Source organism: Nocardia fodinahabitans (assembly GCF_052983615.1).
Map to the genome: position 1 here is coordinate 851,942 of NZ_JBRJJC010000001.1, position 26,337 is coordinate 878,278.

Genomic DNA, 26,337 nt, shown 5'->3' on the forward strand with positions numbered 1-26,337 from the left:
CTGATCGAGCGGGACTACGTGGTGTAGCGGTAGAACCCCTCCCCGGTGGCGGCGCCGAGCTTGCCCTTGTCGATGTAGTTCTCCTTGAGCCAGGCCGCGAGCTTCTTGTGCGCGTCGCTGCCGTTGACCAGGATGTTGTACGGGGTGGTGAGGCCGACGATGTCGAGGATCTGGAACGGGCCCATCGGGGCGCCGGTGGCGATGCGCCAGGTCTCGTCGACCGCGGCAGGTTCGGCGTAACCGCCCGCGGCGAGCTCGATACCCGAGTTCAGGAACGGCACCAGCAGCGAGTTGAGGACGTAACCCGCCTTCTCCTTGTGCAATTCGATCGGCACCATGCCGATGGCCCTCGCGAACGCGACCACGGCCTGGAATACCGCCGGATCGGTCTGCTCGGTGCCCATGACCTCGGCGGTGTTGAACTTCCAGACGTGATTGGCGAAGTGCAGCGCCAGGAACCGGCCGGGGCGGCCGGTGTAGTCGACGATGTCGCTGGGCAGCAGCGTCGAGGAGTTCGTCGCGAACACGGTGCGTTCGGGTGCCAGCGCGCCGAGCTTGCCGTAGAGGTCGCGCTTGATCTCGAGTACCTCGGGCACCGCCTCGATGATCAGGTCCGCCTCGGCCGCCGCGGCGGCCAGATCGGTGGTCAACGTGATCCCCGCGGCGGTCGCCGCGGTGTTGCTCGCGTCGGCACCCGCGACGTCCTGCTGATACACCGTGGCGAGCTCGTCGAATCGGCCACGCGCCGCGGTGATCGCCTTGTCGTCGATGTCGTAGGCGGTCACGTCGAACCCGTGGAAGGCGGTCTGGAACGCGATCTGGGATCCGAGCACCCCCGTCCCCAGGACGGTCACCTTGCGGAATTCGATCGTCATGCGTCATCCTCCCAGTCGGGAAGCGGACCCCCACGCCGCTCCGCGTTTCGGTTTCCGGTGTCACCACCGCCGTCCATCATGGCCCGGAAAGCTGAGCGGGTGGTGTGAAGGACCCCCGCGTTTCGGACATCTCGGACGAGATGCTGGTAACAGTTCGGCACACCGCCGCGGTGGGTCAGCCGGCGGTGATCAGTCCCTCGGCGACCATCCAGTCGCGGGCGACCTCAGCCGGTTCGCGACCGCCGATGTCGACCTGGCGATTGAGCTCGGTGATCACCGCGTTGGTCAGGCGCGCGGAGATGGGCGCCATGATCGCGGCGACCTCGGGGTGCGCGTCGGCGAACGGGCCGTGCATGACGAGCGCGGCGTTGTACTTCGGGAAGAAGCCGCGATCGTCGTCGAGCAGCACCAGATCCAGTGCGGGGATGCGGCCGTCGGTGGCGGCGACCGAACCGAACCGGCATTGCTTGGCATCGGCGGTGGCCTGATAGACGAGCGCGTCCTGGACGATCTGTTTCTGCACGGCCCCGACGTCGATGCCGTATTTGCGGGCCATGCCCGGGTAGCCGTCCTGGCGGACGTTGAACTCGGTGCCCACGCAGGTGGCGGCCGCGGCCGGGTCCTTCGCGATCAGGGCCGCGTAGTCCGACAGCGTGCGTACGCCGGTCTCCTCGGCGGTGCGCCTGCTCGCGACCAGGGCGTAGGTGTTGTTCATCGGTGCCATCGCGGCCCACACCATGTCGTGCTCGGCGCGATCGGCGTCGCGGACGAGTTCGAACTGGCGCACCTCGTCCGGCTCGGGTGTCTCGTTGCCCAGGTAGTTGATCCAGCCGGTGCCGGTGTAGTCGTAGGCGATGTCGACCTGACCGTGCAGCTGGGCGTCCCGCAGGCTGTTGGAGCCCTGGATATTGGTCAGGTCGCGCACGTTCGCGCCCGCCGCCGTGAGCGCGAATTCGATCAGGTAGCCGAGGATGTTGGCCTCGGTGAAGTCCTTGGAGCCCACCGTGACCGCGACCCCGTCGAGGGCGGGCACGGCCACGATGCTGCCCGGTCCCACCGGCAGTGGCACCGAACTGCCCGACTGCAGACCGCAACTCGCGACCAGCAGCACACCGGCCACGGGCGCGAGCCCGCGCAGCCATCGGGTGATCCTCACCGCAACCCCCTCGGTCCGAGGAACTGTTCGGCCAGCGCGCCCAGCCAGTCGACGAACAAGGCCAGGGCGACGGCGAGCACCGCGCCCACGGTCAGGGTGACGGTGTCGCGCAGCTTGTAGCCGGTATCGATGAGAATGCCGAGCCCGCCCGCACTCACCAGGAACGACAGCGTCGCGGTGCCGACGGCCAGCACCAGCGAGGTGCGCAGACCGGCCAGGATGTAGGGCACCGCGAGCGGGAACTCGATGCGCCGCAACACCTGCACCGCCGACATCCCCTGCCCGCGACCAGCGTCGACCAGCGTCGGATCGACCTCCTGGTAGCCCAGGATCGTGTTGCGCAGCACCGGCAGCAGCGAGCAGAAGGCGATGGGCGCGACCCCCACCCAGAATCCGGTGGTGCGGGTGACCAGGTAGCACAGCACGATCAGGCCGATGGCGGGCGCCGAGGCACCGATATTGGCGATGCCGACGAAGATCGGTGCGAGCCTGCGGAATCCGGGCCGGGTGAGCACTGTGCCCAGCGGCACCGCCACCGCCACGACGATGATCACGACCGCGGCGGTGATCAGGATGTGCTGCCAGGTCACCTCGGCGATATTGCCGACGCTGATACTCGCCTGCTGGGTGAGTGTCAGGTCGCGCCGGAACGCCCACACCAGCACGCCGACGGTCAGGATCAGCACGATCACGGGCTGGACCAGCAGCCGCAGGAATTCGGCGCGCCGCTGCGCGGCGGGTGCGGCAGGCACGTCCACCATCGAACCGGGCTGGACGGAAGCGGAAATCGTCACGCTGCGGCCCTCCGAGCTCGCGGTGCGGGGTCGGCAGCGGCACCGGCGCCGTGGGTCGCGAATACCCGGTCGAGCACCGGGCCGTCGGCGGCCGTGTTTTCCGCACGACCGGCAGTCCGCAGCGCGCCGGGCGCGACCAACGGACGAGCAAGCCCGTCGCCGACCGGGATCCGGCGTTGCCCGCCGCCACCGTGGTCGACAACCCCACCGGACCACGGCCGGTCAGGGACCAGCTGAGCGCACGCGCTGTCGACCGGCCGCCTCGCACACCGGGGCGCGACCGGGGGCCGGATCCGCGCCGCGGTCATGCCCGCACCGTCTCGGCGGTACCGGCGGCGGCCAGATGGCTGATCAGCGTGTCTACGGTGACCACTCCGGCGAACGCGCCGGTGTTGTCGACGACCACCGCCGAGGCGGTGCGTTCGGTCAGCAGGATCGCGAGGGCGTCCTGGAGGGTCGCTTCGGTGGGGAGCGTGGTCTGGATCGGTGCGCCGAGGTCACGCAGCGAATCCGCGTGGGCGAGTTCGCCTGCCGCGATCCGGCGCACCGGCCTGCGGTCGGCGGCGAGGACGATGCCCCAGTCCTGGTGCGCGGTGTGCAGGCGGTCGGTGAGGTCGGCCGGGGCGGTGTCCTCGGTGACGGCGATGCCCTGGTCCAGGTCGAGATCGGCGAGAACGGCGAGGCCGAGGCGGTCGATGGTGGCGGTGTTGCCGACGAAACCGGCGACCGTCTCGTCGGCGGGAGCGGCCAGGATCGCCGCCGGAGTGTCGTACTGGAGGATGCGCGACCGGTCACCCAGGACCGCGATCCGGTCGCCGAGTTTGACGGCCTCGCCGAAATCGTGGGTGACGAAGACGATGGTCTTGCCGAGTTCGCCCTGCAGGCGCAGCAATTCGTCCTGGAGCAGCGCGCGCGTGATCGGGTCGACGGCGCCGAACGGCTCGTCCATCAGCAGCACCGGCGGGTCGGCCGCCAGTGCCCTGGCCACCCCGACGCGCTGCTGCTGACCGCCGGAGAGCTGGCGCGGGTAGCGGCCGCGGTACACGGCGGGGTCGAGACCGACGAGGGTGAGCATCTCGTCGACGCGGGCCTGGGTGCGCTTGCGGTCCCAGCCGAGCAGGCCGGGAACCGTGGCGATGTTCTTCGCGACGGTCAGGTGCGGGAACAGGCCCGCCTGCTGGATGGAATAGCCGATGCCACGGCGCAATTCGTCGGCATCGATGGCGGCGGCGTCGCGGCCGCCGATCGTGACGGTGCCCGAGGTGGGTTCGATCAACCGGTTGATCATCCGCATGGTGGTGGTCTTGCCGCACCCCGAGGGCCCGACCAGAACCACGATCTCCCCGGCCGGGATGGTCATGCTGACCTCCTCGACCGCCGGATCGGGCTGGTCGGGATAGCGCTTGGTGACCCGGTCGAGGACGATCTCGACCCCGGAGACCGCGGATGCGGCGGCGGTGCTGGTTTCGGTGTCAGTCACGAATTCCCCTCGAGATGGTGAGCCGGCCGAGCAGCAACAGCACGCCGTCGAGCGCGAGTGCCAGCACGACGATGAGCACCGTGCCGGTGAGCGCCTGCGGCACCGCGTTCGGGCTGCCGAGGCGCGAGAGCCCGGAGAAGATGAGGTTGCCCAGGCCGGGGCCTTTCGCATACGCGGCCAGGGCGAGGATGCCCATGATCATCTGGGTGCTGACCCGCATCCCGGCCAGAATCGACGGCCAGGCCAGCGGCAGTTCGATCGCGGTCAGCAATCGCATCCGGTTCATGCCGACTCCGCGCGCGGCATCGACCACCGCCGGATCCACCGATGACAGGCCGAGCACCGTATTGCGCAGGATCGGCAGCAGCGCGTACAGCACCAACGCCACGATCGTCGGTCCCACACCGAGCCCGAGGAACGGAATCAGCAACCCGAGCAGCGCGAACGACGGCACCGTGAGGATCGCCCCGGCCGTGGCGGTCGCCGCCGCCGAGCCGAGCGGGCTCCGGTACACCAGCACCCCCACGACCACCGCGACGATCGTCGCCAGCACCAGCGACTGCACCACCGCCGACACATGCAGATACGAATCGACCAGCAACTGCTCACGCCGGTTCACCACGAACGACCACAACGCGTCCAGGGTCCACCTCCCCGTAGTTCGGCGGCCACACCAGGCCCTGTTCCCCGGAATGCCCACCCCGACCTCGGGTGAAACACCCCGTTCCCACACCCCCGCCGCAGCAGGCGACGCTCGAATCCGCCTGCGCGAAACCATGTTTCACCGGCGCGAAGTCATCCTACGCGCCCCACCTCGCGCACGGAGCCGTTCGCGCCACCGGCCTCGCGGCCATGCCTCGCGGTCAGCGCCGATCCCCGCACCGCTCTCCTCGCGGCGACGCCTCGCCACCGAAGTCGATCAGCGCTCCGGGTGTTCGTCACCCAGCTCAGCGATCGGCCTCGGCCAGTTCGGCTTTCACCACCGGATAGGCGATGGCGGGGCTGTAGCCGCGGCGGGCGAGCATGTCGACCAGGCGGCGGGTGGCCTTGGCGCGGTCGAGGTCGGTGGGCATGCTGCGGAGTTTGCGGCGGACCAGGTCGGCGGCGGCCTGCTCGTCGCCGGGGACCGGGCGGCGCGGCGAGCGCCGGTCGGGCGCCTGGTCCGGGCCGGTGTCGCCGGGACCTTCGCTGTCGGCCGACGCGCTGACCGCGCGTGACCATCGGGAGCGGTTTCGGTGCGAGATCCTCTCGTCTCGGCCGTCCGGGCCCGCCTCGATCTCGCTGTCGGCGTGGGACATCGGATCGCCCGGTCGTTCGGGTCGCCGGAGATCGTGGGACTGCACGTCCAGGTCCGGCTCGGACCCGCTCGCCCGGCGCGGCTGAGCGGGGGCCTGGGTGAAGCCGGCCGCGGCGAGTTCCGCGGTGACGACAGCGAAGGCGGTCGACTGGTCGTAGCCGCGGCGGGCCAGCATGCCGACGAGTCGGCGGACCGCCTTGTCGCGGTCCATCTCCCGGGACAGAGTGGTGAGTTTGCGGCGGACCAGGTCGGTGGCGCGGGCGCGTTCGGCGTCGTCGGTGACGACCGCCAGCGCGTTCTCGGCATCGGCGGGCGCGACGCCCTTGTCGCGCAGTTCACGCTGCAGGGCCCGCTTGCCCCGGCCGGAGTACGTGTGGCGCTCGTGTACCCACTGTTCGGCGAAGGAACTGTCGTCGACGAGGCCGACCTCGGCGAGCCGGTCGATCGCGGCCTCGGTCACCTCGCGCCGGAAACCCTTCTCCCCGAGGCGTTTCTCCAGCTCGGCCCGGCTGCGGGCGCGCACGGCCAGCAGGTTCAGGCAGGCGTCCTTGGCCTGGTCGACGGTCGCCTTCGGACGGTCGCCCGGGGCGAGCCGGCGTGTGCCGGCCCGCCTGTCGGGCTCTCCCGGCTGGGATCCGGCCGCCACCGGATCCACCTGCCGCCCGTCGTCACCACCGACGCCGGTCGACAGGGAGTCTTTCTCGCGCCGGGCGGACCTACGTCCGCGCCGGGCGCCACGGGGCCGCGCCCCGCTCCCCCACTCTTCATGATCATCCCCAGTCCGCGCAGCGGAATCGTGTGGTTGATCATCATCGGCGAATCCGGTCGGGTGCGCGCGCTGCGGATCGCCCGCACCCGACCGAATTCCCCTGGCGTCCAGCTCGGCTCGGTGTGCCCGAGCCGACCGGACGAGTTCGGTGTCCGCGCTGTCGCGGTGACGGTCTCGCCGCTGCGGCGCTTCCGGCGCCACCTCGATGCCGAGGCGGGCCAGCTGCCTGCGCATGTCCTCGACCGGATCCACCGGATCGCGGGGCGCTCGGCCGCCGGAGATCGGCGAGTCCATCGGCTAGAAGTCGGCGGGCGCGTCGGCCTCGGCGGTCAGGTCGGCGCCGATGCCCAGCTTCTCCTTGATCTTCTTCTCGATCTCGTCGCGCACGTCGGTGTTCTCCAGCAGGAACTTGCGGGCGTTCTCCTTGCCCTGGCCCAGCTGGTCGCCCTCGTAGGTGTACCAGGAGCCCGACTTGCGGATGAAGCCGTGCTCGACACCCATGTCGATGAGCGAGCCCTCCTTGGAGATGCCCTGGCCGTAGAGGATGTCGAACTCGGCCTGCTTGAACGGCGGGCTCACCTTGTTCTTGACGACCTTCACGCGGGTGCGGTTGCCGACCGCGTCACTGCCGTCCTTGAGGGTCTCGATGCGGCGCACGTCCAGGCGGACCGAGGCGTAGAACTTCAGCGCCTTACCACCGGTGGTGGTCTCCGGCGAACCGAACATGACGCCGATCTTCTCGCGCAGCTGGTTGATGAAGATGGCGGTGGTGTTGGAGTTGCTGAGCGCGCCGGTCATCTTGCGCAGTGCCTGGCTCATCAGGCGGGCCTGCAGGCCGACGTGGCTGTCGCCCATCTCGCCCTCGATCTCGGCACGCGGCACGAGGGCCGCCACGGAGTCGATGACGATGATGTCGATGGCGCCGGAACGCACCAGCATGTCGGCGATCTCGAGCGCCTGCTCACCGGTGTCGGGCTGGGAGACCAGCAGCGCGTCGGTGTCGACGCCGAGCTTGCGGGCGTACTCGGGATCGAGCGCGTGCTCGGCATCGATGAACGCGGCCACACCGCCCGCGGCCTGGGCATTGGCTACCGCGTGCAGCGCGACAGTGGTCTTACCCGAGGATTCCGGGCCGTAGATCTCGACGACGCGACCGCGGGGCAAACCGCCGATGCCGAGCGCGACATCGAGGGCGATGGAGCCGGTCGGGATGACGCCGATGGGCGGGCGGACATCTTCGCCGAGGCGCATGACCGCGCCCTTGCCGAAGCTCTTCTCCACCTGCGCCAGTGCCAGCTCCAGCGCTTTGTCGCGATCGTAGGCCTGCGGTGCCATGATGTGGTCCCCTTCTCGAGGTGAGTGTCTCCCTGGTTGGCGCCCACAGTAGAGGCCGGCACCGACAAGTTCTGGCGCCCAGATTAGTCGAACACCCATTCGAGTCAAGCGACGCGCCCGCCCAACACGCGAGGACTCGCAAACCCGGCGCACATCGACGGCACCGCAGCCCGCGGGCTACCGCTGCGGCAGCACCGAGTCGTCGCCGTCGGCACGCGGCCCGAAGATCCGCCGCTCGGATTCGTCGATCCGCACATCGTTGATGCTGGCCTCGCGCCGCGCCATCCGCCCGTCCGGCGCGAACTCCCACTGCTCGTTGCCGTAGCTGCGCCACCACCGGCCGGACTCGTCGTGCCACTCGTACTGGAAGCGCACGGCGATGTGGTTGTCGTGGAAGGCCCACAGATCCTTGCGCAGGGCGTAGCCGTTCTCGGCCGACCACTTGCGGGTGAGGAAATCGACGATGGCGGCGTGGCCGGTGAAGAACTCGTCGCGGTTGCGCCACACCGAATCCTCGGTATAGGCCGCGGCGACCCGCTCGGGATCGCGGGTGTTCCAGGCATTTTCGGCGGCGAGCACCTTGGCGCGCGCGGAGTCGAGGTCGAAGGGTGGCAGTGGCGGTCGCACGGGGGACCCCTTCCGGAATGTTAACTATCTATTCGGCGTTTACAGGTTAGACAGTAGGGTGGCCGGGCAGCACCGTCAACCCGCGAAATCGCGACAGTGGTCAGGAGATGAGTTGGTAGCCTCAGGCATGCGCGATCCCCGTCCGCACACCGGCGAACCACCGGCTCTGGACCTGCTCAACACGCGCTGGGCGGGCGCCACCCCCGGTGACCTGCTCACCGATCTCGACGGGCTGCGGCTGTGGCTCGAGCTCACCGGCCTCGCCGACCGCGTTCCCGCCGACGAGCACACGCTGACCGCGCTGCACGCCGCCCGCGACGCCGTCTACGCGGCGGTCACCGCCGCCGACCCCACCGCACTCAACCAGGTACTCGATCGCGGCCGCCTGCGCCGTGAACTCACCGTCGACGGCCCACGCGACATCCCCGAGGTGGCCGATCCGGCCTGGCTGCCGGGCTGGCTCGCGGCCGACAATCTGCTGCATCTGATCGCCGAGGCGCCGCACCGGATCCGCCAGTGCGCGCATCCGGACTGCGTGTTGTTCTTCTACGACACGTCCAAGAACGGGACCCGGCGCTGGCATTCCATGGCGACCTGCGGCAACCGCACCAAAGCCGCGCGCCACTACGCCAAGACCAGCTGAGCGCCGAAGTGCCGCGCCCTCAGAACAATTCGTCGAGCAGCCGGTAGTACTCGAGCTTCGCGCGGTCGGGCCCGGTCAGCCCGTAGGCGGTGAAGAACGCCGCCACCGCGTCGATGCCGAAATCCTCGGCCAGGTCGCGTTCGGCGAGGGCGAGATCGCGATAGCGGTCGGCCACACCCAGCGCGCCGACATCGATCAGCACGCCATCGGCGAGCACATTGCCCGGGGTGAAATCGCCGTGCGCGACGACGAGATCCTCCTCGGACGGGCGCTGTGCCACCAGGTACTCGTGGATCGCCGCGGGAGTGAGTTCGCGATGGTCGGCGTCGAAATCGGCGGTGTCGACGAACTCTTCGACGACCTGGCGGCGGGCCTGCGCGAGAGTCACCTCGAGGCGCCCGTCGAACGGGCACCCACCGATCGGCATGGCGTGCAGCGCGCGCAGGGCCTGCCCCATCACAGTGCCGACCTCGGCCGGATCACCGGCCAGATCGGTGAGCGAGCGGGCTTCGGCGTCGGCCAGCACCAGGATGTCCTCGGCGAAGGCGGCCACCGTCGGCACCGCGATGCCGTTGTCGCGCAACCAGGTCAACCGATCGTGCTCGGCGACCGCCCGCGGCCCGCGCTTGATCCAGTACCCACCCGAGCGCACGAGATTGCCGCCACGGCCAGCGTGCTCGGCCGACCACGCGGGCACCGGCCCGAGCAGCTCGGCGATCGCGGGCGGCAGCGGCAGGGCCAGCTCGTCGAGGTGGTCCAGGGCCGCGCGGGTCGACTCGATGAGTTCGGAATCACCGTCGGCCACCCGCAGCCGCATCGCCTCGTTGAGCAGCTCCCGCGCCTCCCGCGGCCGATGCTGCTCGGCCAGCGACGTGCCCAGGTGATGGGCGGCGAAGGAGACGAGCTCGGGATCGAGCACGCGGCTGGCGTCGAGGGCACGCCGGTACAGGATCTCGGCGGGAGCGGGCTCGCCCTGGTAGCGGTACACGTCGGCGAGGTTGATCCACACGGTGATCCGGCGCCGCTCGGTATCGGCCAGTTCCAACGCCTGATCGAGCCGGTCGAGGGCCTCGTCGTGACGGCCGAGCAGCATCAGCGCGATGCCGAGCCGGCGCAGGCCGCCGAAATCGCGGGGATCGGCGACGGCGACTCTCGCCGCGAGCGTGTCGGGGTCGACCGGGATCATCCGCAGCCGCTCGTCGAACCGATACGGCCGGGTGTCCGGGTTCCGCGCTGTCACAGCCATGACCTGCTCACCATCGGGTTCGGGGAACATCGAAATCGGCGCACAGGGCGCGCCACACGTCTCGCGGGTCGACGCCCGCCTCGATCGCGGCGGCACCGGTCCGCCCGAGCACCGGTATCACGTGATCGGCCAGCATGGCGTCGGCGCGCGCCACGCCGAACTCGGTGTGCATCAGCTCCTGGAATTCGGTCAACCGCACGATGCCCAAGATACTCGCGCTCGGCGACACCCGACAGGGCCACCGCTGTCGGGGGCCCGCCGCGAGATCGCCCGGTCAGCGCTTGGCGGCCTCGTGACAGATCTCCACCGGATCCTCGACCTCGGCCTGCCCGGCGGCGGCGCGCCGGGCCGCGGCGGCGTAGGCCGGGTCGTCGAGCACCTGCCGCACCGCGGCGCCGACCGCCTCCGGCGTCAGCGGGCGCACCAGCACCGAACTGCCCTGGCGCACCGCGCGATTGGCCAGTTCCCACTGGTCACCGCCGCCGGGCACGGTCACCACCGGCACCCCGGCAGCCAGCGATTTCGCGAGCAGGCCGTGTCCACCGCCACCGACGACCACCGCGGCCTCGGTGAGCAGGGTGTCCTGGCGGCCCAGCCCGGCGGTCGCCCAGCCGGGCAGATCGGCCGGCGGAGTGTCGAGCATCGAGACGGCCGCGCGGACGCCGAGCCCGGCCAGCCCGGCGAGCACGGTGTCGGCCATGGCGTCCACCCCTGTATGCGCCGTGGACGGCGCCACCATCACCAGCGGCGCGTCCCCCGGCGGCAGCGGCAGGATCGCGTCGGTCGGTTCCCACAGCAGCGGCCCGACGACGTGGGTGTCGGCGGGCCAGTCCGGCCGTTCCACCTCCAGCGCGGGCAGGGTCGCGACGAGCCGTGCGGTGGGACCCGGATCCTCGGCGGGCAGCCCGATGCTCTCGCGCGCCGCCGAACGCTGCCGACCGCCCGCCTTGACCGCGCGGGCGGTCATCGTGCGCAATACGCCGTCGCGGACCCGGCCGCGCACGCCCTCCCCCGGCGCGAGGCCACTGCCGATCGGCGGCAACGCTTTCGAGGGCAGGTACAGCGGATGCGGGGACAGTTCGACCCACGGCAGCCCGAGCCGCTCGGCGGCCATCCCGCCGCCCGCGGTGAGCACGTCGGAGACGATCAGGTCCGGCAGCATCGCGCTCAGTTCGGGCAGGTTCTCGGTCGCGATGTGGGCGGCGCGTTCGTGGATGCGCGCGCCCGCGTCGGCGTCGTTGTCGGTGGGGCGCGGCGCGAGCCCTTTGAGCCTGCGCACACTGATGCCCGCGGCTCTGGCCGCGTCGAGCCAGCGCGGGCCGGTGAACAGCACCGGCTCGTCGCCCGCGGCCAGCAATCGCAGACACAACGCGATCGCGGGAAACGCATGCCCCGGATCGGGCCCGGCCACCACAGCTACTCGCATGCCGTCAGCGTGCCATACCCCTCGGCATGGTTCGCCGCGCCCAGCCGGCTACCGGCCGGTCGGCTACCGTCACGACGACAGCCGGGCACGCATCCGCGGGCCCGCCGAATCGCGAGGAGTGACCTGCCGTGTGGCCCGAAACCTCCACTCCCGACCGCGCGATCGCGACCGTCGACGATCTGTTCGCGCTGCTCGCCCGCTGCGCGGACGCCTGGGACACCGTCGATCGCAGCGGCGATCCGGTCGACATCCTCGATCACGACCGCCAGTGCGCCGAACTGCTGCGCCGGGACCATCCCGACGACCCGGAACTCCAGGTCGCGGGCCTGGTCCACGACATCGGCCATGTCCTGGTCCCCGGTGACGACGCGGGCCACGGCCGCCACGGCGCCGCCGCGGTGCGCGAGCTGCTCGGCGAGCGGGTCGCGCGCCTGGTGGAGCTGCACGTGGTCGCGAAGCGCTTTCTGGTGGCGACGGATCCGGCGCACGCCGCCGGATTGTCCGCCTCGAGCAGGCGCACCCTGCTCGCGCAGGGCGGGCCGATGTCAGCCGAGGAGGCGCGCAGGTTCCGCGCCGACCCGGACTTCGCCGCCGCGCTCGCCTTGCGCCGGGCCGACGACGCGGGCAAGGTCGTCGGCCTGTTCGTTGCGCCGCTGCGGGATTGGCGACCGACGGTCGAGCGCGTCGCCACCTCGGCACGGCGCGGACGACCGGTGCGGACCGGACCCGACGCGGGACCCGTCGACTGAGCCCGCGCACCCCGGTCGCGGCCCGGCGGCCGAATCAGCCCGCGAAGGCGAAAAGCTCGAAGCCGACCGCGTGCGCGGCGGGGAATCCGTCCTTGGGACATGTCGCGAAGGCGACGATCTCGTCCACCTGCTGTTCGACCGGCACCGCGCTGAGCACCTGCAGGTAGCGCCGGTGCGCCGCGAGCGAGGCGCGCGCCTTGTCCAGCTGTCCGCCGACGTCCACCGCGTGGGTCATGACCGGACCGACCACGGCGGCCCAGCGCGCCGACCACGGTGCCAGGTCGGCGATCTCGGGGAAGATCCATTCGTTGCCCGCGTCGGAGATGGCGTCCATCGCCGAGCGGCCCACCGCCCGATGATCGGCGCTGTTGACCATCCCGGGCGCCCAGGTGTCACCGAAGTTGAACAGCACCACCATCTCCGGGCGATGCCTGCGGATCGCGGCGGCCAGGTCCCGCCGCAACGCCAGCCCCTCTTCGATCCGCCCGTCGGGGTGATCGAGGAATTCGACGGTGTGGACGCCGACTTCCCGCGCGCCCGCGAGCTCCTCGATCTCCCGCAGCGGCCCGGCCTGCGCGGGCGGCATGCCCGCGATACCCGCCTCGCCGCGGGTGACGAGCAGATAGCGAATGTCCTTGCCCTGTCCGGTCCACCGCGCGACCGCGGCGGCCGCACCGTATTCGATGTCGTCGGGATGCGCGACGATCACCAGTCCGCGCTGCCAGTCCTCGGGTACCTGATCCACCCCGCCATGCTAAGCGCAGACGCCCCGATTACGGCTTGGTCAGCGTGGTCTTGTCGTTCGACCCGGACACCGCCTTGTACAACAGGTACACCCCGGTACCGATCACGGCGATCACCAGGACCGGCAACAGCGCCTCGATCAGCGCCCCGATGATCCAGAACGCGATCAACGCGACCACGACGATGCCGATGACTTTCCAGACCATGATGTGCTCCTCGCCAGTTCCGTGACCGCCCTCCGGCGATCCGACACCTTCGATGCTCCCACCCACGATCCGATAAATCACCAGGTCAACCCAGAAATCGGGGGCGATCTCAGGGTTCACCCCGAGACCGGATCAGCGCCGCTCAGCCACGCCGAGCCACTACCGTGAGGCGCTATGGACTACCTGGCTGTGCTGCGCGCGGAACTCGCTTCCTTCGGTGGACTCGTCACGGCGGACGCCGATCTCGCCACCCCGATCCCGTCCTGCGGCGACTGGACCCTCTACGACCTCGTCGACCATGTCGGCCGGGGAAATCTGTGGGTCGTCACCGCGGTGACCGAGCTGCGCGGCGACTACGAGGGCGATCCCGCGCCGAAGGACACCGCAGCACTGCGCGAGTGGTACGAGGCGACCGCCGGCACCCTGCTGACCACGCTGTCGGCCGACCCGGACCGCGAGGCATGGACCTTCACCCGGACCATGCCGCGCACGGTGGGGTTCTGGCGCCGCAGACGAGCGCACGAGACACTCATGCACCGGTGGGACGGCCGCGCCGCGCTCGGCGCCGCCGCGCCGTTCGACCCCGAGCTCGCGGTCGACGGTATCGACGAGGTCTTCGAGCTGTTCGCACCGCGGATGATCCACCGTGGCCTGGCGACCGCGCCGGAGGTCGCCCTGCGGCTGCGCGCCACCGATACCGACGGCAGCTGGACCTACGGTCCCGGTGCACCGGTCGCCGAGCTGGCCGGCACCGCGTCGGATCTGCTGCTCGCGCTGTGGGCCCGCCTGTCGGCGTCCGATCCCGCACTCACCTGGACCGGCGACCGCGCCGCGGGCGAGCGAGTGCTGGCCGGGCCGCTGGTCCCGTAGCCGCTGCCCGCCGAACGACTGACGGCGACGAGGTCACACGACCATAATCGGGGCGTCAGCGAGGAGGAGTCCATGGAACCCATCGTCACGATCGCGAGCGGCGCGGTGCGCGGCCGGACCGAGGCGGGTGTCACCCGTTTTCTCGGGGTGCCCTACGCGGCGGCGCCGGTCGGCGCCCGACGTTTCCAGCTACCCGAGCCCGCGCCTGCCTGGGACGGCGTGCGCGAGGCGACGGAGATGGGCGCGACCTGCGCGCAGTCGCCGTATCCGGCCCCGATCCACGCACTGATCGGCAGCGACGGAATCCCCGGCGACGAGTACCTCAACGCGAACGTGTGGACGCCGGACCCGGCCGCGAGCGGGCTGCCGGTCCTGGTGTGGATCCACGGTGGCGCGTTCGTGCGCGGGTCGAACGCGCGCGTCATCTACGACGGCACGGCGTTCGCGCGCGACGGCGTGGTGCTGGTGTCGATCAACTACCGGCTCGGGATCTCCGGGTTCGCCGCGCTGGACGGTGCCCCGCTCAATCGTGGCCTGCACGACCAGATCTTCGCGCTGCGCTGGGTCCGCGACAATGTCGCCGCCTTCGGTGGCGATCCGGACAATGTCACCGTCTTCGGTGAGTCGGCGGGCGGGATGAGCGTGGCGGCGTTGATCGCCGCGCCGCAGTCGACCGGGCTGTTCCGCCGGGCGATCATGCAGAGCGGCACCGGCGCGGTCGCCGCCGACGCGCAGGACGCCCGGATGGTGGCCGCCGCGCTGGCCGCGGAGCTCGGCATCGCCCCGACCGCCGCCGATTTCGGCGAGCTAGGCCCCGACGAGCTGCGCACCGCGCAGAACGCGGTCGCCCTCGCGGTGATGACCGACCCCGACCCGCAGCGCTGGGGCGCGTCGGTGATCGAGCAGGGCATGGGCATCATGAGCCTGTTCCCGGTGGTCGACAACGACATCGTCCCCGGCACGCCGACGGCGGTCCTGGTCGCGAATCCCGAGCGGGCGGTGCCGCTGATCGCGGGTACCACCGCCGACGAGTTCCGGTTCTTCACCGTCCCCACCGGCATCACCGCCGCCGTCACCGCCGACACCCTGCCGTTCGTGCTCACCCGCTACGGCATCGATCACGCGGTGGCGCAGGCGTATTCGGCGCAGCGCCCCGACGCCACCCCGGCCGAGATCTTCAACGCGATCCTCACCGACTGGTGCTTCCGGGCGGGCACGGTCGACTTCGCCGAGGCCAATGCCGCGGGCGCGCCCACGCATGTGTACGAATTCGCCTGGCCCACCGATCTTCCCGGCCTCGGCGCCTGCCACGTGCTCGAGGTCCCGTTCGTCTTCGACGCGCTCGACGGCGCGCATTCGCTGACCGGCCCGCACCCACCGCAGGCACTGGCCGACGAAATCCACGCCGCCTGGGTGAAGTTCGCGACCGACGGCGATCCGGGGTGGGCGGCGTTCGACAGCGAGAGCAAGCGGGTGCGGATCTTCGACACCCCGGAATCGTCGACGGTGGCGAATCCACGATCGGCCGAACTCGACGCGCTGCGCCAGACCATCACCTGACACGGCACGGCCCCGACGCCGGAACGGGCATCGGGGCCGGAAGTCGTTGTGCGCCCGCGGGCTAGCGCGGACCGGAGACAGGGCGGTCGGCCAGATCGGTGAGCGCCTGGGCCCAGCCGTCGAGCCGGTCGGCGGCCTCGCGCAGATCGGCGACGATACCGTTGAACTGGTAGGCGACCACCGTGTCCTCGGGAACCGCCAGAATGCGCGCCGCCGCGGCGACGAGCTGTTCGTACTCCATGACACCGGTCTCCAGACGCGCGAGCACCCCGTTGACGGTGACTTTCAGCGCGGAGACGGTCTCGGGGTTGGCCCGGCCGACGGTGTCGGCGGCCTGCTCCATCGCCACGATGTCGGCGGCCAGCGCGTGCAGGGCGGCCGCGCCGGAGCGGGCCGTCGCGAGCAGGTCGCGCAGCTCGTCCTCGGGCAGCCTTCGGGTGCGGGCGATCTGGGCGCCGAGCCCGTGCAACGCGCGTTCGGCGCGGATCAACCGCTGGATCGGACCGCGGGCCACCGAGCGCAGCCCCGGCGTCTTGCGGGCGACGAAGGCCGCCTGCGGCAACGGCTGACCGCGCAACTGCAGATACCGGCGAGCGCTCAACGCGGTGCCGGTCACGAAAGCGACAGCGCCGCCACCGATCACGACGACCGCCCAGGCCGGCGCCGCCACCACGGCCAGGCCGACCGCGCCGACCGTGGTGATGCCCGACGCGGTGCCGAGCTGAAAACTCCGCCGACGGGCCCGGCGCCTACGGCGCAATTCCTTCTCGCGCGGATCGGCCCAGCGACGCACCGCCACCATCGCCTGCTCACCGACCTCGCGCAGAGTCGCGGGCACACCACCGGTCACGGTGGGGTGCACCGGCGCCGCCGGATCGACGATCTCGGCTCGTTCGCGCCGTGTTCTCCCGCTCATCCCTCATCCTTTCGTCGCCACGGACCAGTGTCGCAGCAGACGACGACAAGTTGCCACCACCGCGCACCCGCGACCCCGAGGAGCGGCGGCCACGCAGTGGCCGGTTCGCGGCCGTCCCGCCGGTCAGGCGCCGTTGCGTCAGCGACGAAGGAGCAAGCAACGGTGCCTGACCGGCGGGACCAAGGGGCCGCGAACACGCGCGCGCCAGCGCGCCAATATTACTGCTGCGCCGCCTGGCCCTTGTTGATCTGTGGCGCCTGCGCGGGCTGCTGCTGCGCCGCCGGGTCGATCGCCGCGGCGTTGTTGCCGGTGGGCAGTGCGTCACCGCGCATGGAGGCGCGGATCTGCTCGAGCTTGCTGTGGCCCGCCATCTGGATGCTGGCCTGCTGGACCTCCATCATGCGGCCCTGCACCGTGTTCTGCGCCAGTTCGGCGGCACCGAGCGCGTTGGCGTAGCGACGCTCGATCTTGTCGCGCACCGCGTCGAGGCTGGGCGTGGAACCGGGAGCGGACAGGGTGGAGTCCATCTGCTGCAGCGAGGCCGAGACCTGCTCCTGCATCTTGGCCTGCTCGAGCTGGCTGAGCAGCTTGGTGCGCTCGGCCACCTTCTGCTGCAACATCATCGCGTTCTGCTCGACCGCCTTCTTGGCCTGTGCGGCGGCCTGCAGGGACTGGTCGTGCAGCACCTTGAGGTCTTCCACCGACTGCTCGGCGGTGACCAGCTGGGCGGCGAACGCCTCGGCGGCGTTGGTGTACTGGATCGCCTTCTCGGTGTCGCCCGCGGCGGCCGCCTGATCAGCCAGCGTGACGGCCTGACGGGCGTTGGCGTTGAGCTTCTCGACCTCGTCGAGCTGGCGGTTCAGCTTCATCTCCAGCTGACGCTGGTTACCGATCACCGACGCCGCCTGCTGCGACAGCGCCTGGTGCTGACGCTGCGCCTCCTCGATAGCCTGCTGAATCTGGACCTTCGGATCCGCATGCTCCTCGATCTTGGAGTCGAAGAGGGCCATCATGTACTTCCAGGCCTTCACGAACGGATTAGCCATCGATTGATCCCGCCTCCATCTGTGCGTCGCTCGTGCGACTGGTGGTGCGCGACCGTCACGCACCAGATATGTGCTTATCCTTCACCATGCGGCACCCGGGCCGGTGCGACCGGCCCGATCGACGCCTGATGAGAATCTATCCGTTCTCACCAGCAGTGTGCAGCGTCTCGCCCGTCGAGCACGTGGTTCGCCGCGTCACATTCCCTTCACCAGTACCAGCATCTCGGCCCTGGGCGCCGGGATGACGATGCGGGTGTCCTCGGCGATGCCGATCCGTGCGCCCTGCTCGGCCGACATGCTCGCCGCGGCGGCCGACTCCGGCGTGGCGGCGGGTTCGGCGGCGGCCGGCTCGGCCGCGGCGGCTTCGCGCTCGGCGGCGGGGCCGGTCAGCGCGGGCTCGCGCGGCGCCGAACCGTCGGCGCCGGCCATGATGGTGCTCACGTCCCACAGCACCCGCGACAGCGGCACGTCCAGTGCCTCGCAGATGGCGGCGAGCAGTTCACTGGAGGCTTCCTTGCGGCCGCGCTCCACTTCCGACAGATAGCCGAGGCTCACGCGCGCCGAGGTCGACACCTCGCGCAGCGTTCGATGCTGGGCGAGACGCGCACGCCGCAGACTGTCCCCGATTGCCTCCCGCAGCAGCGTCATCTCGTTCTCCTCCACCTCGTGTCACCGCCGCAGCGGTGCTCACCTCTTTCTGGCACAACGTCGAGCATCGGCCGGTGGTTCCCGGACGCGGCTAGTTCGTCGTCACACAGCGCAGCAACTCCCGCACCGCGCTGTGCACCGCACCGATCCTGATCGTCCACCGGTCGCCGTCGAGTTTCAACCGGACCACTTCACTGTGCCGTGGACCGGCCAATCCGAGGTATACCGTCCCGACCGGGTGCCCGTCCTGGGAATCGGGTCCGGCGACCCCGGTCAGACCCACGCCCCAGTCGGCGCCACAGCGCTGTCTGGCACCCACGGCGAGCTGCTCGGCGGTCGACGCGGCGACCGGCCCGTCGACCCGGAGGATGTCATCGTCGACGCAGGCCAGGTGGTTCTTCAGGTCGGTGGCGTACACGATCAGGCCACCCCGCAGCACCGCGCTGGCGCCCGGCACACCGGCCACAGTGGCGGCCAGCAGGCCCGCCGTCAGCGATTCGGCGGTGGCGACGGTCTGACCGGCCGCGGCCAATGCCCGGACCAGTTCGGCGACCGGCGCGCCGGCGACGAGCGGATCGCTCACGAGCGGGACTCGCCGCGTGCGCGTCCTCCCGCCAGCCACAGGCGAGCCGCCTGGCCGACGTAGTCCAGGCCGGTGATCACCGTCAGCGCGACGGCCAGGTACATCAGCACCATGCCCGCGGTGGCGAAGGCCCCCGACAGCGGCAACAGCAGCATCGCGATGGCGATCGACTGCACCAGCGTCTTGAGCTTGCCGCCGCGACCGGCCGGGATCACCCCGCGCCGGACTACGATCAGCCGCAGCAGGGTGATACCGAGCTCGCGTCCGACGATGACCGCGGTGATCCACCAGGGCAGATCGCCCAGGATCGACAGCCCGATCAACGCCGAACCGATCAGCGCCTTGTCCGCGATGGGGTCGGCCAGCTTGCCGAAATCGGTCACCAAACCGTATTTGCGGGCCAGTTGCCCGTCGAAGCGATCGGTGATCGCCGCCAGCCCGAACACCGCCGCGGCGATGATCCGCCAGCGCGTGTCGTGCCCGCCCTCGGCGAACAGCGCCAGCACGAACAACGGGACAAGCACGATCCGTGCGACGGTCAGCACGTTCGCGATATTGAGCACGGGAACCTGCGCCTCGGCACGGTCGGGCACCGCGCGCGCCAGCGCGGCCGCCTCCCACCCGCGGTCGATCTCCTCGGGTCGCACGCTCATGCTGCGTCCATCTGGCCTGCTCGGGCGCTCTCCGTGGTTACGCAGGCTGCCTCCTCCGCGCGCTGACCTCTCATGCCCCGCCCTCTCGGCACTCACCGGCACTGCGCCGAAATCCACCCGTTTCGCGCGCGGTTTGCTCGCGCGGGTAGTGCCGTCGGATCCGGTCGTCGAGCCCGGCGCGATGCGGTGAGCGGATCGACAGGATGTGCGGCACATGTTCAGACTATCGGTAACCCGGCCGACTACTGTGCACCCCATGACCTCACGGGGACCACTGGGTGGTTCGACCAGCGACGCGCATCCCGCCGCGCCCACTGTGGCGCCTGTTTCCGGTGTGGTCGTGCGACGAGCCCGAACCTCGGACGTCCCCGAGATCAAGCGTCTGGTCGACGAGTACGCGGGTCGCATCCTGCTGGAGAAGAACCTGGTCACCCTGTACGAATCGGTCCAGGAGTTCTGGGTGGCCGAACTCGACGGACAGGTCGTCGGCTGCGGCGCGCTGCACGTGCTGTGGGCCGATCTGGGCGAGGTGCGCACGGTCGCCGTCGATCCGGTGGTGAAGGGCCGCGGCGTCGGTGGCGCCGTCGTCGAGCGGCTGGTCGCGGTCGCGCGCGAGCTGCAGCTCCAGCGGCTGTTCGTACTCACCTTCGAGGTGGACTTCTTCGGCAGGCACGGTTTCGTCGAGATCGACGGCACGCCCGTCACCGCCGAGGTGTACGCCGAGATGTGCCGGTCCTACGACACCGGTGTCGCGGAGTTCCTCGACCTGAGCTACGTCAAGCCGAACACCCTCGGCAACACCCGCATGCTGCTGACTCTCTGAATATCCGCAAGTCCACCGCGAGAAAGTGATCGACCGTGCCGATCTTCGCCGTCCACTACACCTACACCGAGGCCACCGCGGCCGACCGGGCGACCCACCGCCCCGAGCATCGCGGGTGGCTCAACGCGCTCGTGGACGCGGGCACGGTGCTCACCAGCGGGCCGTACCCGGACGGCACCGGCGCGCTGCTGATCTTCCGCGCCGCGGACGCGCCGTCGCTGACCACGCTGCTGACCGAGGACCCGTTCGCGAAGCTGGGCTTGATCGAGGCCGTGCGGGTCGTGGAATGGCTGCCGGTGATGGGCGCCTTCGCCGAGTGACCGGCCACTGACACAGCACTGCCCGGAACCACGGTGGTTCCGGGCAGTGCGCGGTCAGGAGGAGGTGGTCCGGCGGGTCTTCAGCAGGCTCGCCACCGTGGCGATCACCAGGATGCCGATGATCACGCTCAGCGACACCGTGGTCGAGATCTCCGGCACGCTCACGTGCTCACCGCCGTTGATGAACGGCAGCGTGTTCTCGTGCAGCGCGTGCAGCACGAGCTTGACGCCGATGAACGCCAGGATCGCGGCCAGACCGTAGGACAGGTACACCAGGCGGTCGAGCAGGCCGCCGATGAGGAAGAACAGCTGGCGCAGGCCCATCAGCGCGAAGGCGTTGGCGGTGAACACCAGGTACGGCTGCTCGGTGAGGCCGTAGATGGCCGGAATCGAGTCCAGGGCGAAGAGCAGATCGGCGAAGCCGATGGCCAGCAGCGCCAGCAGCATCGGGGTCACCACACGTTTGCCGTCGATCCGGGTGATGAGCTTGTCGCCGTCGTACTGGTCGGTGGTGGGCAGGATCCGCTTGGCCAGCGCGACGATCCGGCTGTCGCGTTGCTGCTCGTGCTCGACCTCGTGCCCGCTCTCGCGCAGCAGATTCACCGCGGTGTAGATCAGGAACGCGCCGAACAGATAGAACACCCAGCTGAACGCGCTGATCGCGGCCGCGCCGACGGCGATGAAGGCACCGCGCATCACCAGCGCCAGCACGATGCCGATGAGCAGCACCTTCTGCTGGTAGATCCGCGGCACCGCGAAGGTGCTCATGATGATCAGGAAGATGAACAGGTTGTCCACCGAGAGCGCCTTCTCGGTGACGAAGCCCGCGTAGTACTCCCCGGCGTAGGTGCCGCCCCATTTCCAGGCGACGAACAGGCCGAACAGCAGGGCCAAGCCGATGTAGACCGCGGACCAGAAGCCCGATTCCCGGAAGGTCGGTTCGTGCGGCGTGCGCACATGGGCGAAGAAGTCGAAGACGAACAAGCCGAGGATCACCACACCGGTGATCACCCACTCGAGCGTGGTCACCTGCATGTGGTGGTCCGATCGATGAAGTTCACGTCGTCCATCATGCCCGAAATGTCCGTTTCAGTCGGCTTTGCGGAGCGCTTGCTCGTCATGATTTCACACACAGGCACCCTGACCTGCGCACGGGCCGGTCGGCGCGTCGGGAAAATCCGTTTCGCCGGGCGCCATCCGCTGCTACCGTCGACGCATCGTCACCCCACCGGTACCCCGAGAGGAGCTAGCCGTGAACGGATCCACCGCGAAGTACGAACGCCGTGTCGCGATGCATCGGCTACCCCTGGGTGCCGTGCTGCCGCAGCGCTTTTCGAGCGCGCGCGGCGACTGCTGACCGGCATCGTCCGGCCCTAGGCCGCTAGGCACCCCCTCCCCCACGCGCGGGCCCACCGCCCGCGGTCCCTGTCGTGTACCCCAGCCCGCCCGTGCGGCCCGGGGCGATCAGCTATTCCCTCGTAGCCCAACTGGGAGAGGCACCGGTCTCAGGTACCGGCAAGTGCGAGTTCGACTCTCGCCGAGGGAACCGTCCACACTCCCGGCTCACGCAGGTGCCGACGGGCTCTCATAAGGCCCGGGCGCGCGGTTCGACTCCGCGGTGAGCCACGGTCCCTCCTCGTTCGTCGCCGCCTACTCCCGGCACGGTCAGAGCAAACCAGTATCGCGCGCCGACCGGCGTGCGTTCGACCTACTCGTCCTCGGCGCCGCCGGGGTCGCCACCCCGAATCGACCACAGCAAGCCGTCCAGCTCGTCGGGCTTGATCAGCACGTCGCGCGCCTTGGAGCCCTCGCTGGGCCCGACGACGCCGCGCGTCTCCATCAGGTCCATCAACCGGCCCGCTTTGGCGAAGCCGACGCGCAGCTTGCGCTGCAACATCGAGGTGGAGCCGAACTGCGAGGTGACCACGAGTTCCACCGCCTGCAGCAGCACGTCCATGTCGTCGCCGATATCGGGATCGACGTCCTTGACCTCGCCGGCCTTGGCGGCGGTGACGCCCTCCTGATACTCGGGTTCGGCCTGGGTCTTGCTGAACTCGACGACCGCGTGGATCTCCTCGTCGGAGATGAACGCGCCCTGCAGACGGGTCGGCTTGCCCGCGCCCATCGGCAGGAACAGGCCGTCGCCCATACCGATCAGCTTCTCCGCGCCCGGCTGGTCCAGGATGACGCGCGAGTCGGTGAGCGAGGACGTCGCGAAGGCCAGCCGCGAAGGCACGTTGGTCTTGATCAGACCGGTCACCACGTCCACCGACGGGCGCTGGGTCGCCAGCACCAGGTGGATACCGGCGGCGCGGGCCTTCTGGGTGATCCGCACGATCGCGTCCTCGACATCACGCGGGGCGGTCATCATGAGGTCGGCGAGCTCGTCGACGATGGCCAGGATGTACGGATACGGCCGGTACACCCGCTCACTGCCCAGCGGCGCGGTGATCTGGCCGGACTTCACCTTCTTGTTGAAGTCGTCGATGTGGCGGACCTTGTTGGCCTGCATGTCCTGATAGCGCTGTTCCATCTCCTCGACCAGCCAGGCCAGCGCGGCGGCGGCCTTCTTCGGCTGGGTGATGATGGGCGTGATCAGGTGCGGAATGCCCTCGTACGGCGTGAGTTCCACCATCTTCGGGTCGATCAGGATCATCCTGACCTCTTCCGGGGTGGCCCGGTGCAGCAGCGAGATCAGCATCGAGTTCACGAAACTCGACTTACCCGAACCGGTGGAACCCGCCACCAGCAGGTGGGGCATCTTGGCCAGGTTCGCCGAGACGAACTCGCCCTCGATGTTCTTGCCGAGGCCGATCACCAGCGGATGGTGGTCGTTGCGGGTGTGCGGCGACTTGAGCACGTCGGCCAGGCGCACCAGTTCGCGGTCGGAGTTGGGCACCTCGATGCCGACCGCGGACTTGCCGGGGATCGGCGCCAGCAGGCGCACGTTCTCGGTCGCGACCGCGTAGGCGAGATTGCGGGCCAGCGCGGTGATCTTCTCGACCTTGACGCCCGGGCCCAGCTCCACCTCGTAGCGGGTGACCGTCGGGCCGCGCACGAAACCGGTGACCGCGGCGTCGATCTTGAACTGCACCAGCACCTCGGTGATCGCCTCGATCATCGATTCGTTGGCGGCCGAACGCTTCTTGGGCGGTTCACCGTCGAGCAGCAGTGTCAGCGGCGGCAGCGTGTAGTCGCCGTCGACCACCCGGTCGGTGACGAACTCCGGCTCGGGCGGGGCGGGCGGGGTCTGGTCGACGACCTTGGCGGGCGGGCGCTTGCGCGCCGGTTTCGGGGCCGGTTCGGGCGCGGGCGGTTCCTCGTCGATGCGCAGCTGCTTGGCTTCGCGCAGCGGCGGTTCGCCCAGCGATTCGGTGAGCGCGTCGGAGCCGCCGAACTCGTCGGGCGGGTAGTTGTCGTCGGGAGTCCGGCCACGGCGACGGGTTCGGTTGCGGTGCAGCGGGAAACCGTCGTCGTCGTAGTTGGCCGGGTCGTAGGGATCGTCGTCGTCGCCGTGCTCGCCGAGGCCGAAGTACTCCCGCAGCGCCGATGGCACCTCACGCACCGTGGTCCCGGTGAGCAGCAGGACACCGAACACCATGGCCAGCAACAGGATCGGCAGCGCCAGCCAGGGCGTGAGTCCCTGCCCGAGCGGACCACCGATGGCATAGCCGAGTACCCCCGCCGCCCGCGAACGTCCGTGCGCGTCGGTGGGTGACCCGGCGGCCAGATGCCAGACGCCGAGCGCGGGCAACACGACGAGCAGCCCGCCCAGCACCAGCCGGGGCCGGATCTCCGGGTGCGGCTCGGTGCGCATGAGCACCACGGCGAGCGCGATGAACAGCAGCGGGGCCAGTCCGCCCGCGGTACCCGCGATGGCGCGCACGACGTCTTCCAGGAAGCGGCCGACCGGTCCGCCCGCCGACAGCCACATGGCGGCGGCGATGATCGCGCTCACCGCGATGAGCGCCAGGCCGATGCCGTCGCGCCGGTGCCCGTGCTCGATCTCGCCTGCCCGGCTCAGTGTGCGCGTGGTGGCGCCGACGCCGCGGGCCAGCATGGTCCAGCCGCTGCCGACGCCACGCCCGATCACGGCCAGCGGCGCAGTGTTCGACGCGCGTTTGACCGGCCTGCGGGCGGGGGCGGTGCGCCCGCGTGGCGCCGCCGACGCTCGCGGAGTCGTCGAACGAGATCGCGGCGGCGGCGTCTGCCCCCGGCTCGATCCCGCCCGCGCCCGAGAGGTCGTGGTGCTGCGGGACTTACCTGCCATGACCATCAGGCTAGCCGCTCAGGCACCGTCCGGACCATCCGCAACACTGGTCCCACCCCGGTTGCGACGGTGATCTCACCCGGAGGCGCAGGTCGCGGGCTCCCGGTCAGCGCGGGGAAAACTCGCGCGCGACCGCGTTTCGCGGGCCCGGGCTTATCGAATCCTTGCCGAACTCCTGCAATTCGGCCCGTGGGCCACGCTACGGCTGGCGCGCACGACGGGGTGCTCGGTACGTTGACTGCGCTCCATCGGGTCGGTTGACCCGTGCTTACGAAGGGGAAGCAACAAGTGAAGAGAATGCTCACCGGCGCGGCCGTGCTCGGTGCCACCACCGCGGCGTTGTTCGCGGGGCACATCGCTCCGGCCCAGGCGCAGTCGAGCAATTACGGTGCCATCGCGGTATCGGTCAAATCGGGGGTCTACGGGTACGCCACCGACTACGGCAGCTATGCCGACGCGGAGGCGGGCGCGCTGGCGGCATGCCGGCGCGGCGGAGGCGGCGGCGGGTGCGATGTGAAGGTGTCCTACCGCAACGGCTGTGGCGCGATCGCGATCTCGCGCGGCTGGTGGAGCTACGGCTCCGCCTCGACCATCGGCGGCGCCAAACGCGAAGCGCTGAACAACAATCCGGGCAACGCCAGCATCAAGCACTGGAACTGCACCAGCGGTTACCAGCTCTAGCCCGACCCGTATCGAGAACAGTATCTGGGGAGTTGTAGTGAACAACCGTCCACTGAAGACCGCCGCCGCCCTCGTCGCGATCGTCGCGGCGCTCGGGCTCAGCGCGTGCAGTAGCGATTCGGGCTCGTCGAGCGCGGGCGCGAGCACCACGACCGCCGCCGGCGGCGCCTTCGAATCGGGCAATACCAAGCAGGGCAAGGAAGAGGGCGGCGACCTCGCGGTCACCACCCCGCCCAACCTGCCCAAGCCGACCGCCGAGGAGCTGAACAGCCGGATCAACAAGGCGCTGGCGGGCAAGCTCACCGGCGAGGAGAAGAAGACCTACATCGAGGACGCCGACCAGGATCCGATGCTGGTCGACAAGTTCGTCGACGCCGCGAACAAGAACAAGGTGACCGTCGCGATCACCGAGGTCGGCGAGCCCGCCGACGGCAAGCTCAAGGCCGACGCCGATGTCACCATCGACGGCAAGCCGGTGCAGGACGCCTTCGTCGACTTCGTCGCCGAGGACGATTCCTGGAAGGTCTCGCACACCTTCGCCTGCAACATCGTGAAGTCGGCCAAGCTCGACTCCGCGGCCTGCCAGGCCTGACGCACGACGAAAACCGCCGGGCGACACT

General features: G+C 70.1%; 28 protein-coding genes, 1 tRNA gene and 1 pseudogene. 9 read left to right on the plus strand and 21 right to left on the minus strand.

The annotated features are described in order from the left end of the window. Positions 1–14 precede the first annotated feature (14 nt). The 9 genes and pseudogenes from NV348_RS04185 to NV348_RS04225 all read right to left on the minus strand — a co-directional run bounded on the left by NV348_RS04185 (position 15) and on the right by NV348_RS04225 (position 8,333). A complete protein-coding gene (locus NV348_RS04185) occupies positions 15–875 on the minus strand; it encodes a 3-hydroxyacyl-CoA dehydrogenase (protein ID WP_447145790.1) in 861 nt (286 codons plus the stop codon). A 175-nt stretch (positions 876–1,050) separates the two neighbouring features. Then, positions 1,051–2,031, minus strand: a complete 981-nt coding sequence (locus NV348_RS04190) for a glycine betaine ABC transporter substrate-binding protein (protein WP_447145791.1) — start codon at positions 2,029–2,031, stop codon at positions 1,051–1,053. Beyond that, complete coding sequence (locus NV348_RS04195; RefSeq protein ID WP_447150928.1) at positions 2,028–2,792, minus strand: ABC transporter permease; 765 nt, start codon at positions 2,790–2,792, stop codon at positions 2,028–2,030. Before NV348_RS04195 ends, NV348_RS04190 begins: the two co-directional genes overlap by 4 nt. Before the next feature lie 337 nt (positions 2,793–3,129). Beyond that, positions 3,130–4,305 (minus strand): ABC transporter ATP-binding protein, encoded by a 1,176-nt coding sequence (locus NV348_RS04200; RefSeq protein ID WP_447145792.1) that lies wholly within the window; start codon positions 4,303–4,305, stop codon positions 3,130–3,132. Further along, positions 4,298–4,948: an ABC transporter permease gene (locus NV348_RS04205; protein WP_447150929.1), complete on the minus strand. Its 651-nt coding sequence runs from the start codon at positions 4,946–4,948 to the stop codon at positions 4,298–4,300. Before NV348_RS04205 ends, NV348_RS04200 begins: the two co-directional genes overlap by 8 nt. A 304-nt stretch (positions 4,949–5,252) precedes the next feature. Continuing rightward, entirely contained in the window at positions 5,253–5,603 is a 351-nt protein-coding gene (locus tag NV348_RS04210) for a hypothetical protein (protein ID WP_447150930.1), read from the minus strand. A gap of 108 nt (positions 5,604–5,711) precedes the next feature. Then, a pseudogene (locus NV348_RS04215) lies at positions 5,712–6,248 on the minus strand (regulatory protein RecX); the annotation flags it as partial. Positions 6,249–6,668: 420 nt separating this feature from the next. Then, entirely contained in the window at positions 6,669–7,706 is a 1,038-nt protein-coding gene (gene recA / locus NV348_RS04220; protein WP_378854896.1) for a recombinase RecA, read from the minus strand. A gap of 177 nt (positions 7,707–7,883) precedes the next feature. Next, on the minus strand, positions 7,884–8,333 hold the full coding sequence (locus tag NV348_RS04225; protein ID WP_447145793.1) for a nuclear transport factor 2 family protein: 450 nt from the start codon (positions 8,331–8,333) through the stop codon (positions 7,884–7,886). A gap of 127 nt (positions 8,334–8,460) precedes the next feature. Between NV348_RS04225 and NV348_RS04230 the strand changes: the two genes are divergently transcribed. Further along, positions 8,461–8,976, plus strand: coding sequence for a CGNR zinc finger domain-containing protein (locus NV348_RS04230; protein ID WP_447145794.1), 516 nt, complete (start codon positions 8,461–8,463; stop codon positions 8,974–8,976). Positions 8,977–8,995: 19 nt separating this feature from the next. Here NV348_RS04230 and NV348_RS04235 read toward each other — a convergent pair whose 3' ends face one another. The 3 genes from NV348_RS04235 to NV348_RS04245 all read right to left on the minus strand — a co-directional run bounded on the left by NV348_RS04235 (position 8,996) and on the right by NV348_RS04245 (position 11,648). Continuing rightward, entirely contained in the window at positions 8,996–10,222 is a 1,227-nt protein-coding gene (locus tag NV348_RS04235) for a tetratricopeptide repeat protein (protein WP_447145795.1), read from the minus strand. 7 nt (positions 10,223–10,229) lie between these two features. Next, positions 10,230–10,421 carry a DUF3046 domain-containing protein gene (locus NV348_RS04240; protein WP_447145796.1) on the minus strand — a complete coding sequence of 64 codons (192 nt, stop codon included), beginning with the start codon at positions 10,419–10,421 and terminating at the stop codon, positions 10,230–10,232. Positions 10,422–10,496: 75 nt separating this feature from the next. Further along, on the minus strand, positions 10,497–11,648 hold the full coding sequence (locus NV348_RS04245) for a glycosyltransferase (protein WP_447145797.1): 1,152 nt from the start codon (positions 11,646–11,648) through the stop codon (positions 10,497–10,499). A 128-nt stretch (positions 11,649–11,776) separates the two neighbouring features. Here NV348_RS04245 and NV348_RS04250 point away from each other — a divergent pair, with 128 nt between their 5' ends. After that, positions 11,777–12,397: an HD domain-containing protein gene (locus NV348_RS04250; protein WP_447145798.1), complete on the plus strand. Its 621-nt coding sequence runs from the start codon at positions 11,777–11,779 to the stop codon at positions 12,395–12,397. A 34-nt stretch (positions 12,398–12,431) separates the two neighbouring features. Here the strand turns inward: NV348_RS04250 and NV348_RS04255 are convergent, their stop codons facing one another. Both NV348_RS04255 and NV348_RS04260 read right to left on the minus strand, forming a co-directional pair. Beyond that, positions 12,432–13,142 (minus strand): PIG-L deacetylase family protein, encoded by a 711-nt coding sequence (locus NV348_RS04255; protein ID WP_447145799.1) that lies wholly within the window; start codon positions 13,140–13,142, stop codon positions 12,432–12,434. Between the two features lie 28 nt (positions 13,143–13,170). Continuing rightward, positions 13,171–13,347, minus strand: a complete 177-nt coding sequence (locus NV348_RS04260) for a hypothetical protein (protein WP_447145800.1) — start codon at positions 13,345–13,347, stop codon at positions 13,171–13,173. 174 nt (positions 13,348–13,521) lie between these two features. Here NV348_RS04260 and NV348_RS04265 point away from each other — a divergent pair, with 174 nt between their 5' ends. Continuing rightward, positions 13,522–14,217 (plus strand): maleylpyruvate isomerase family mycothiol-dependent enzyme, encoded by a 696-nt coding sequence (locus NV348_RS04265; RefSeq protein ID WP_447145801.1) that lies wholly within the window; start codon positions 13,522–13,524, stop codon positions 14,215–14,217. Between the two features lie 72 nt (positions 14,218–14,289). Further along, on the plus strand, positions 14,290–15,777 hold the full coding sequence (locus tag NV348_RS04270) for a carboxylesterase/lipase family protein (RefSeq protein WP_447145802.1): 1,488 nt from the start codon (positions 14,290–14,292) through the stop codon (positions 15,775–15,777). 61 nt (positions 15,778–15,838) lie between these two features. Here NV348_RS04270 and pspM read toward each other — a convergent pair whose 3' ends face one another. From pspM to pgsA, 5 genes are all read right to left on the minus strand, one after another. Further along, a complete protein-coding gene (gene pspM, locus NV348_RS04275; protein WP_447145803.1) occupies positions 15,839–16,693 on the minus strand; it encodes a phage shock envelope stress response protein PspM in 855 nt (284 codons plus the stop codon). A 218-nt stretch (positions 16,694–16,911) separates the two neighbouring features. Beyond that, entirely contained in the window at positions 16,912–17,739 is an 828-nt protein-coding gene (locus tag NV348_RS04280; RefSeq protein WP_447145804.1) for a PspA/IM30 family protein, read from the minus strand. A 195-nt stretch (positions 17,740–17,934) separates the two neighbouring features. After that, positions 17,935–18,387 carry a helix-turn-helix domain-containing protein gene (locus NV348_RS04285; RefSeq protein ID WP_447145805.1) on the minus strand — a complete coding sequence of 151 codons (453 nt, stop codon included), beginning with the start codon at positions 18,385–18,387 and terminating at the stop codon, positions 17,935–17,937. Between the two features lie 91 nt (positions 18,388–18,478). Next, positions 18,479–18,970 (minus strand): CinA family protein, encoded by a 492-nt coding sequence (locus NV348_RS04290; RefSeq protein WP_447145806.1) that lies wholly within the window; start codon positions 18,968–18,970, stop codon positions 18,479–18,481. Beyond that, entirely contained in the window at positions 18,967–19,623 is a 657-nt protein-coding gene (gene pgsA, locus NV348_RS04295; RefSeq protein ID WP_447145807.1) for a CDP-diacylglycerol--glycerol-3-phosphate 3-phosphatidyltransferase, read from the minus strand. Before pgsA ends, NV348_RS04290 begins: the two co-directional genes overlap by 4 nt. A 256-nt stretch (positions 19,624–19,879) precedes the next feature. On the opposite strand from pgsA, the gene NV348_RS04300 reads away from it, so the two are divergent. Both NV348_RS04300 and NV348_RS04305 read left to right on the plus strand, forming a co-directional pair. Beyond that, complete coding sequence (locus tag NV348_RS04300) at positions 19,880–20,446, plus strand: amino-acid N-acetyltransferase (RefSeq protein WP_355277736.1); 567 nt, start codon at positions 19,880–19,882, stop codon at positions 20,444–20,446. 35 nt (positions 20,447–20,481) lie between these two features. Continuing rightward, complete coding sequence (locus tag NV348_RS04305; protein ID WP_447145808.1) at positions 20,482–20,766, plus strand: YciI family protein; 285 nt, start codon at positions 20,482–20,484, stop codon at positions 20,764–20,766. Positions 20,767–20,820: 54 nt separating this feature from the next. Here the strand turns inward: NV348_RS04305 and NV348_RS04310 are convergent, their stop codons facing one another. Then, positions 20,821–21,801 carry a TerC family protein gene (locus NV348_RS04310; protein ID WP_447145809.1) on the minus strand — a complete coding sequence of 327 codons (981 nt, stop codon included), beginning with the start codon at positions 21,799–21,801 and terminating at the stop codon, positions 20,821–20,823. A gap of 437 nt (positions 21,802–22,238) precedes the next feature. On the opposite strand from NV348_RS04310, the gene NV348_RS04315 reads away from it, so the two are divergent. After that, positions 22,239–22,312: transfer RNA gene (locus NV348_RS04315), tRNA-Leu, on the plus strand. A gap of 162 nt (positions 22,313–22,474) precedes the next feature. Here NV348_RS04315 and NV348_RS04320 read toward each other — a convergent pair. Next, positions 22,475–25,036, minus strand: a complete 2,562-nt coding sequence (locus NV348_RS04320) for a DNA translocase FtsK (protein WP_447145810.1) — start codon at positions 25,034–25,036, stop codon at positions 22,475–22,477. Between the two features lie 297 nt (positions 25,037–25,333). On the opposite strand from NV348_RS04320, the gene NV348_RS04325 reads away from it, so the two are divergent. Next, entirely contained in the window at positions 25,334–25,717 is a 384-nt protein-coding gene (locus NV348_RS04325; RefSeq protein WP_447150931.1) for a DUF4189 domain-containing protein, read from the plus strand. A gap of 37 nt (positions 25,718–25,754) precedes the next feature. Further along, a complete protein-coding gene (locus NV348_RS04330; protein ID WP_447145811.1) occupies positions 25,755–26,309 on the plus strand; it encodes a WKL family lipoprotein in 555 nt (184 codons plus the stop codon). The last annotated feature ends 28 nt before the right edge of the window (positions 26,310–26,337 follow it).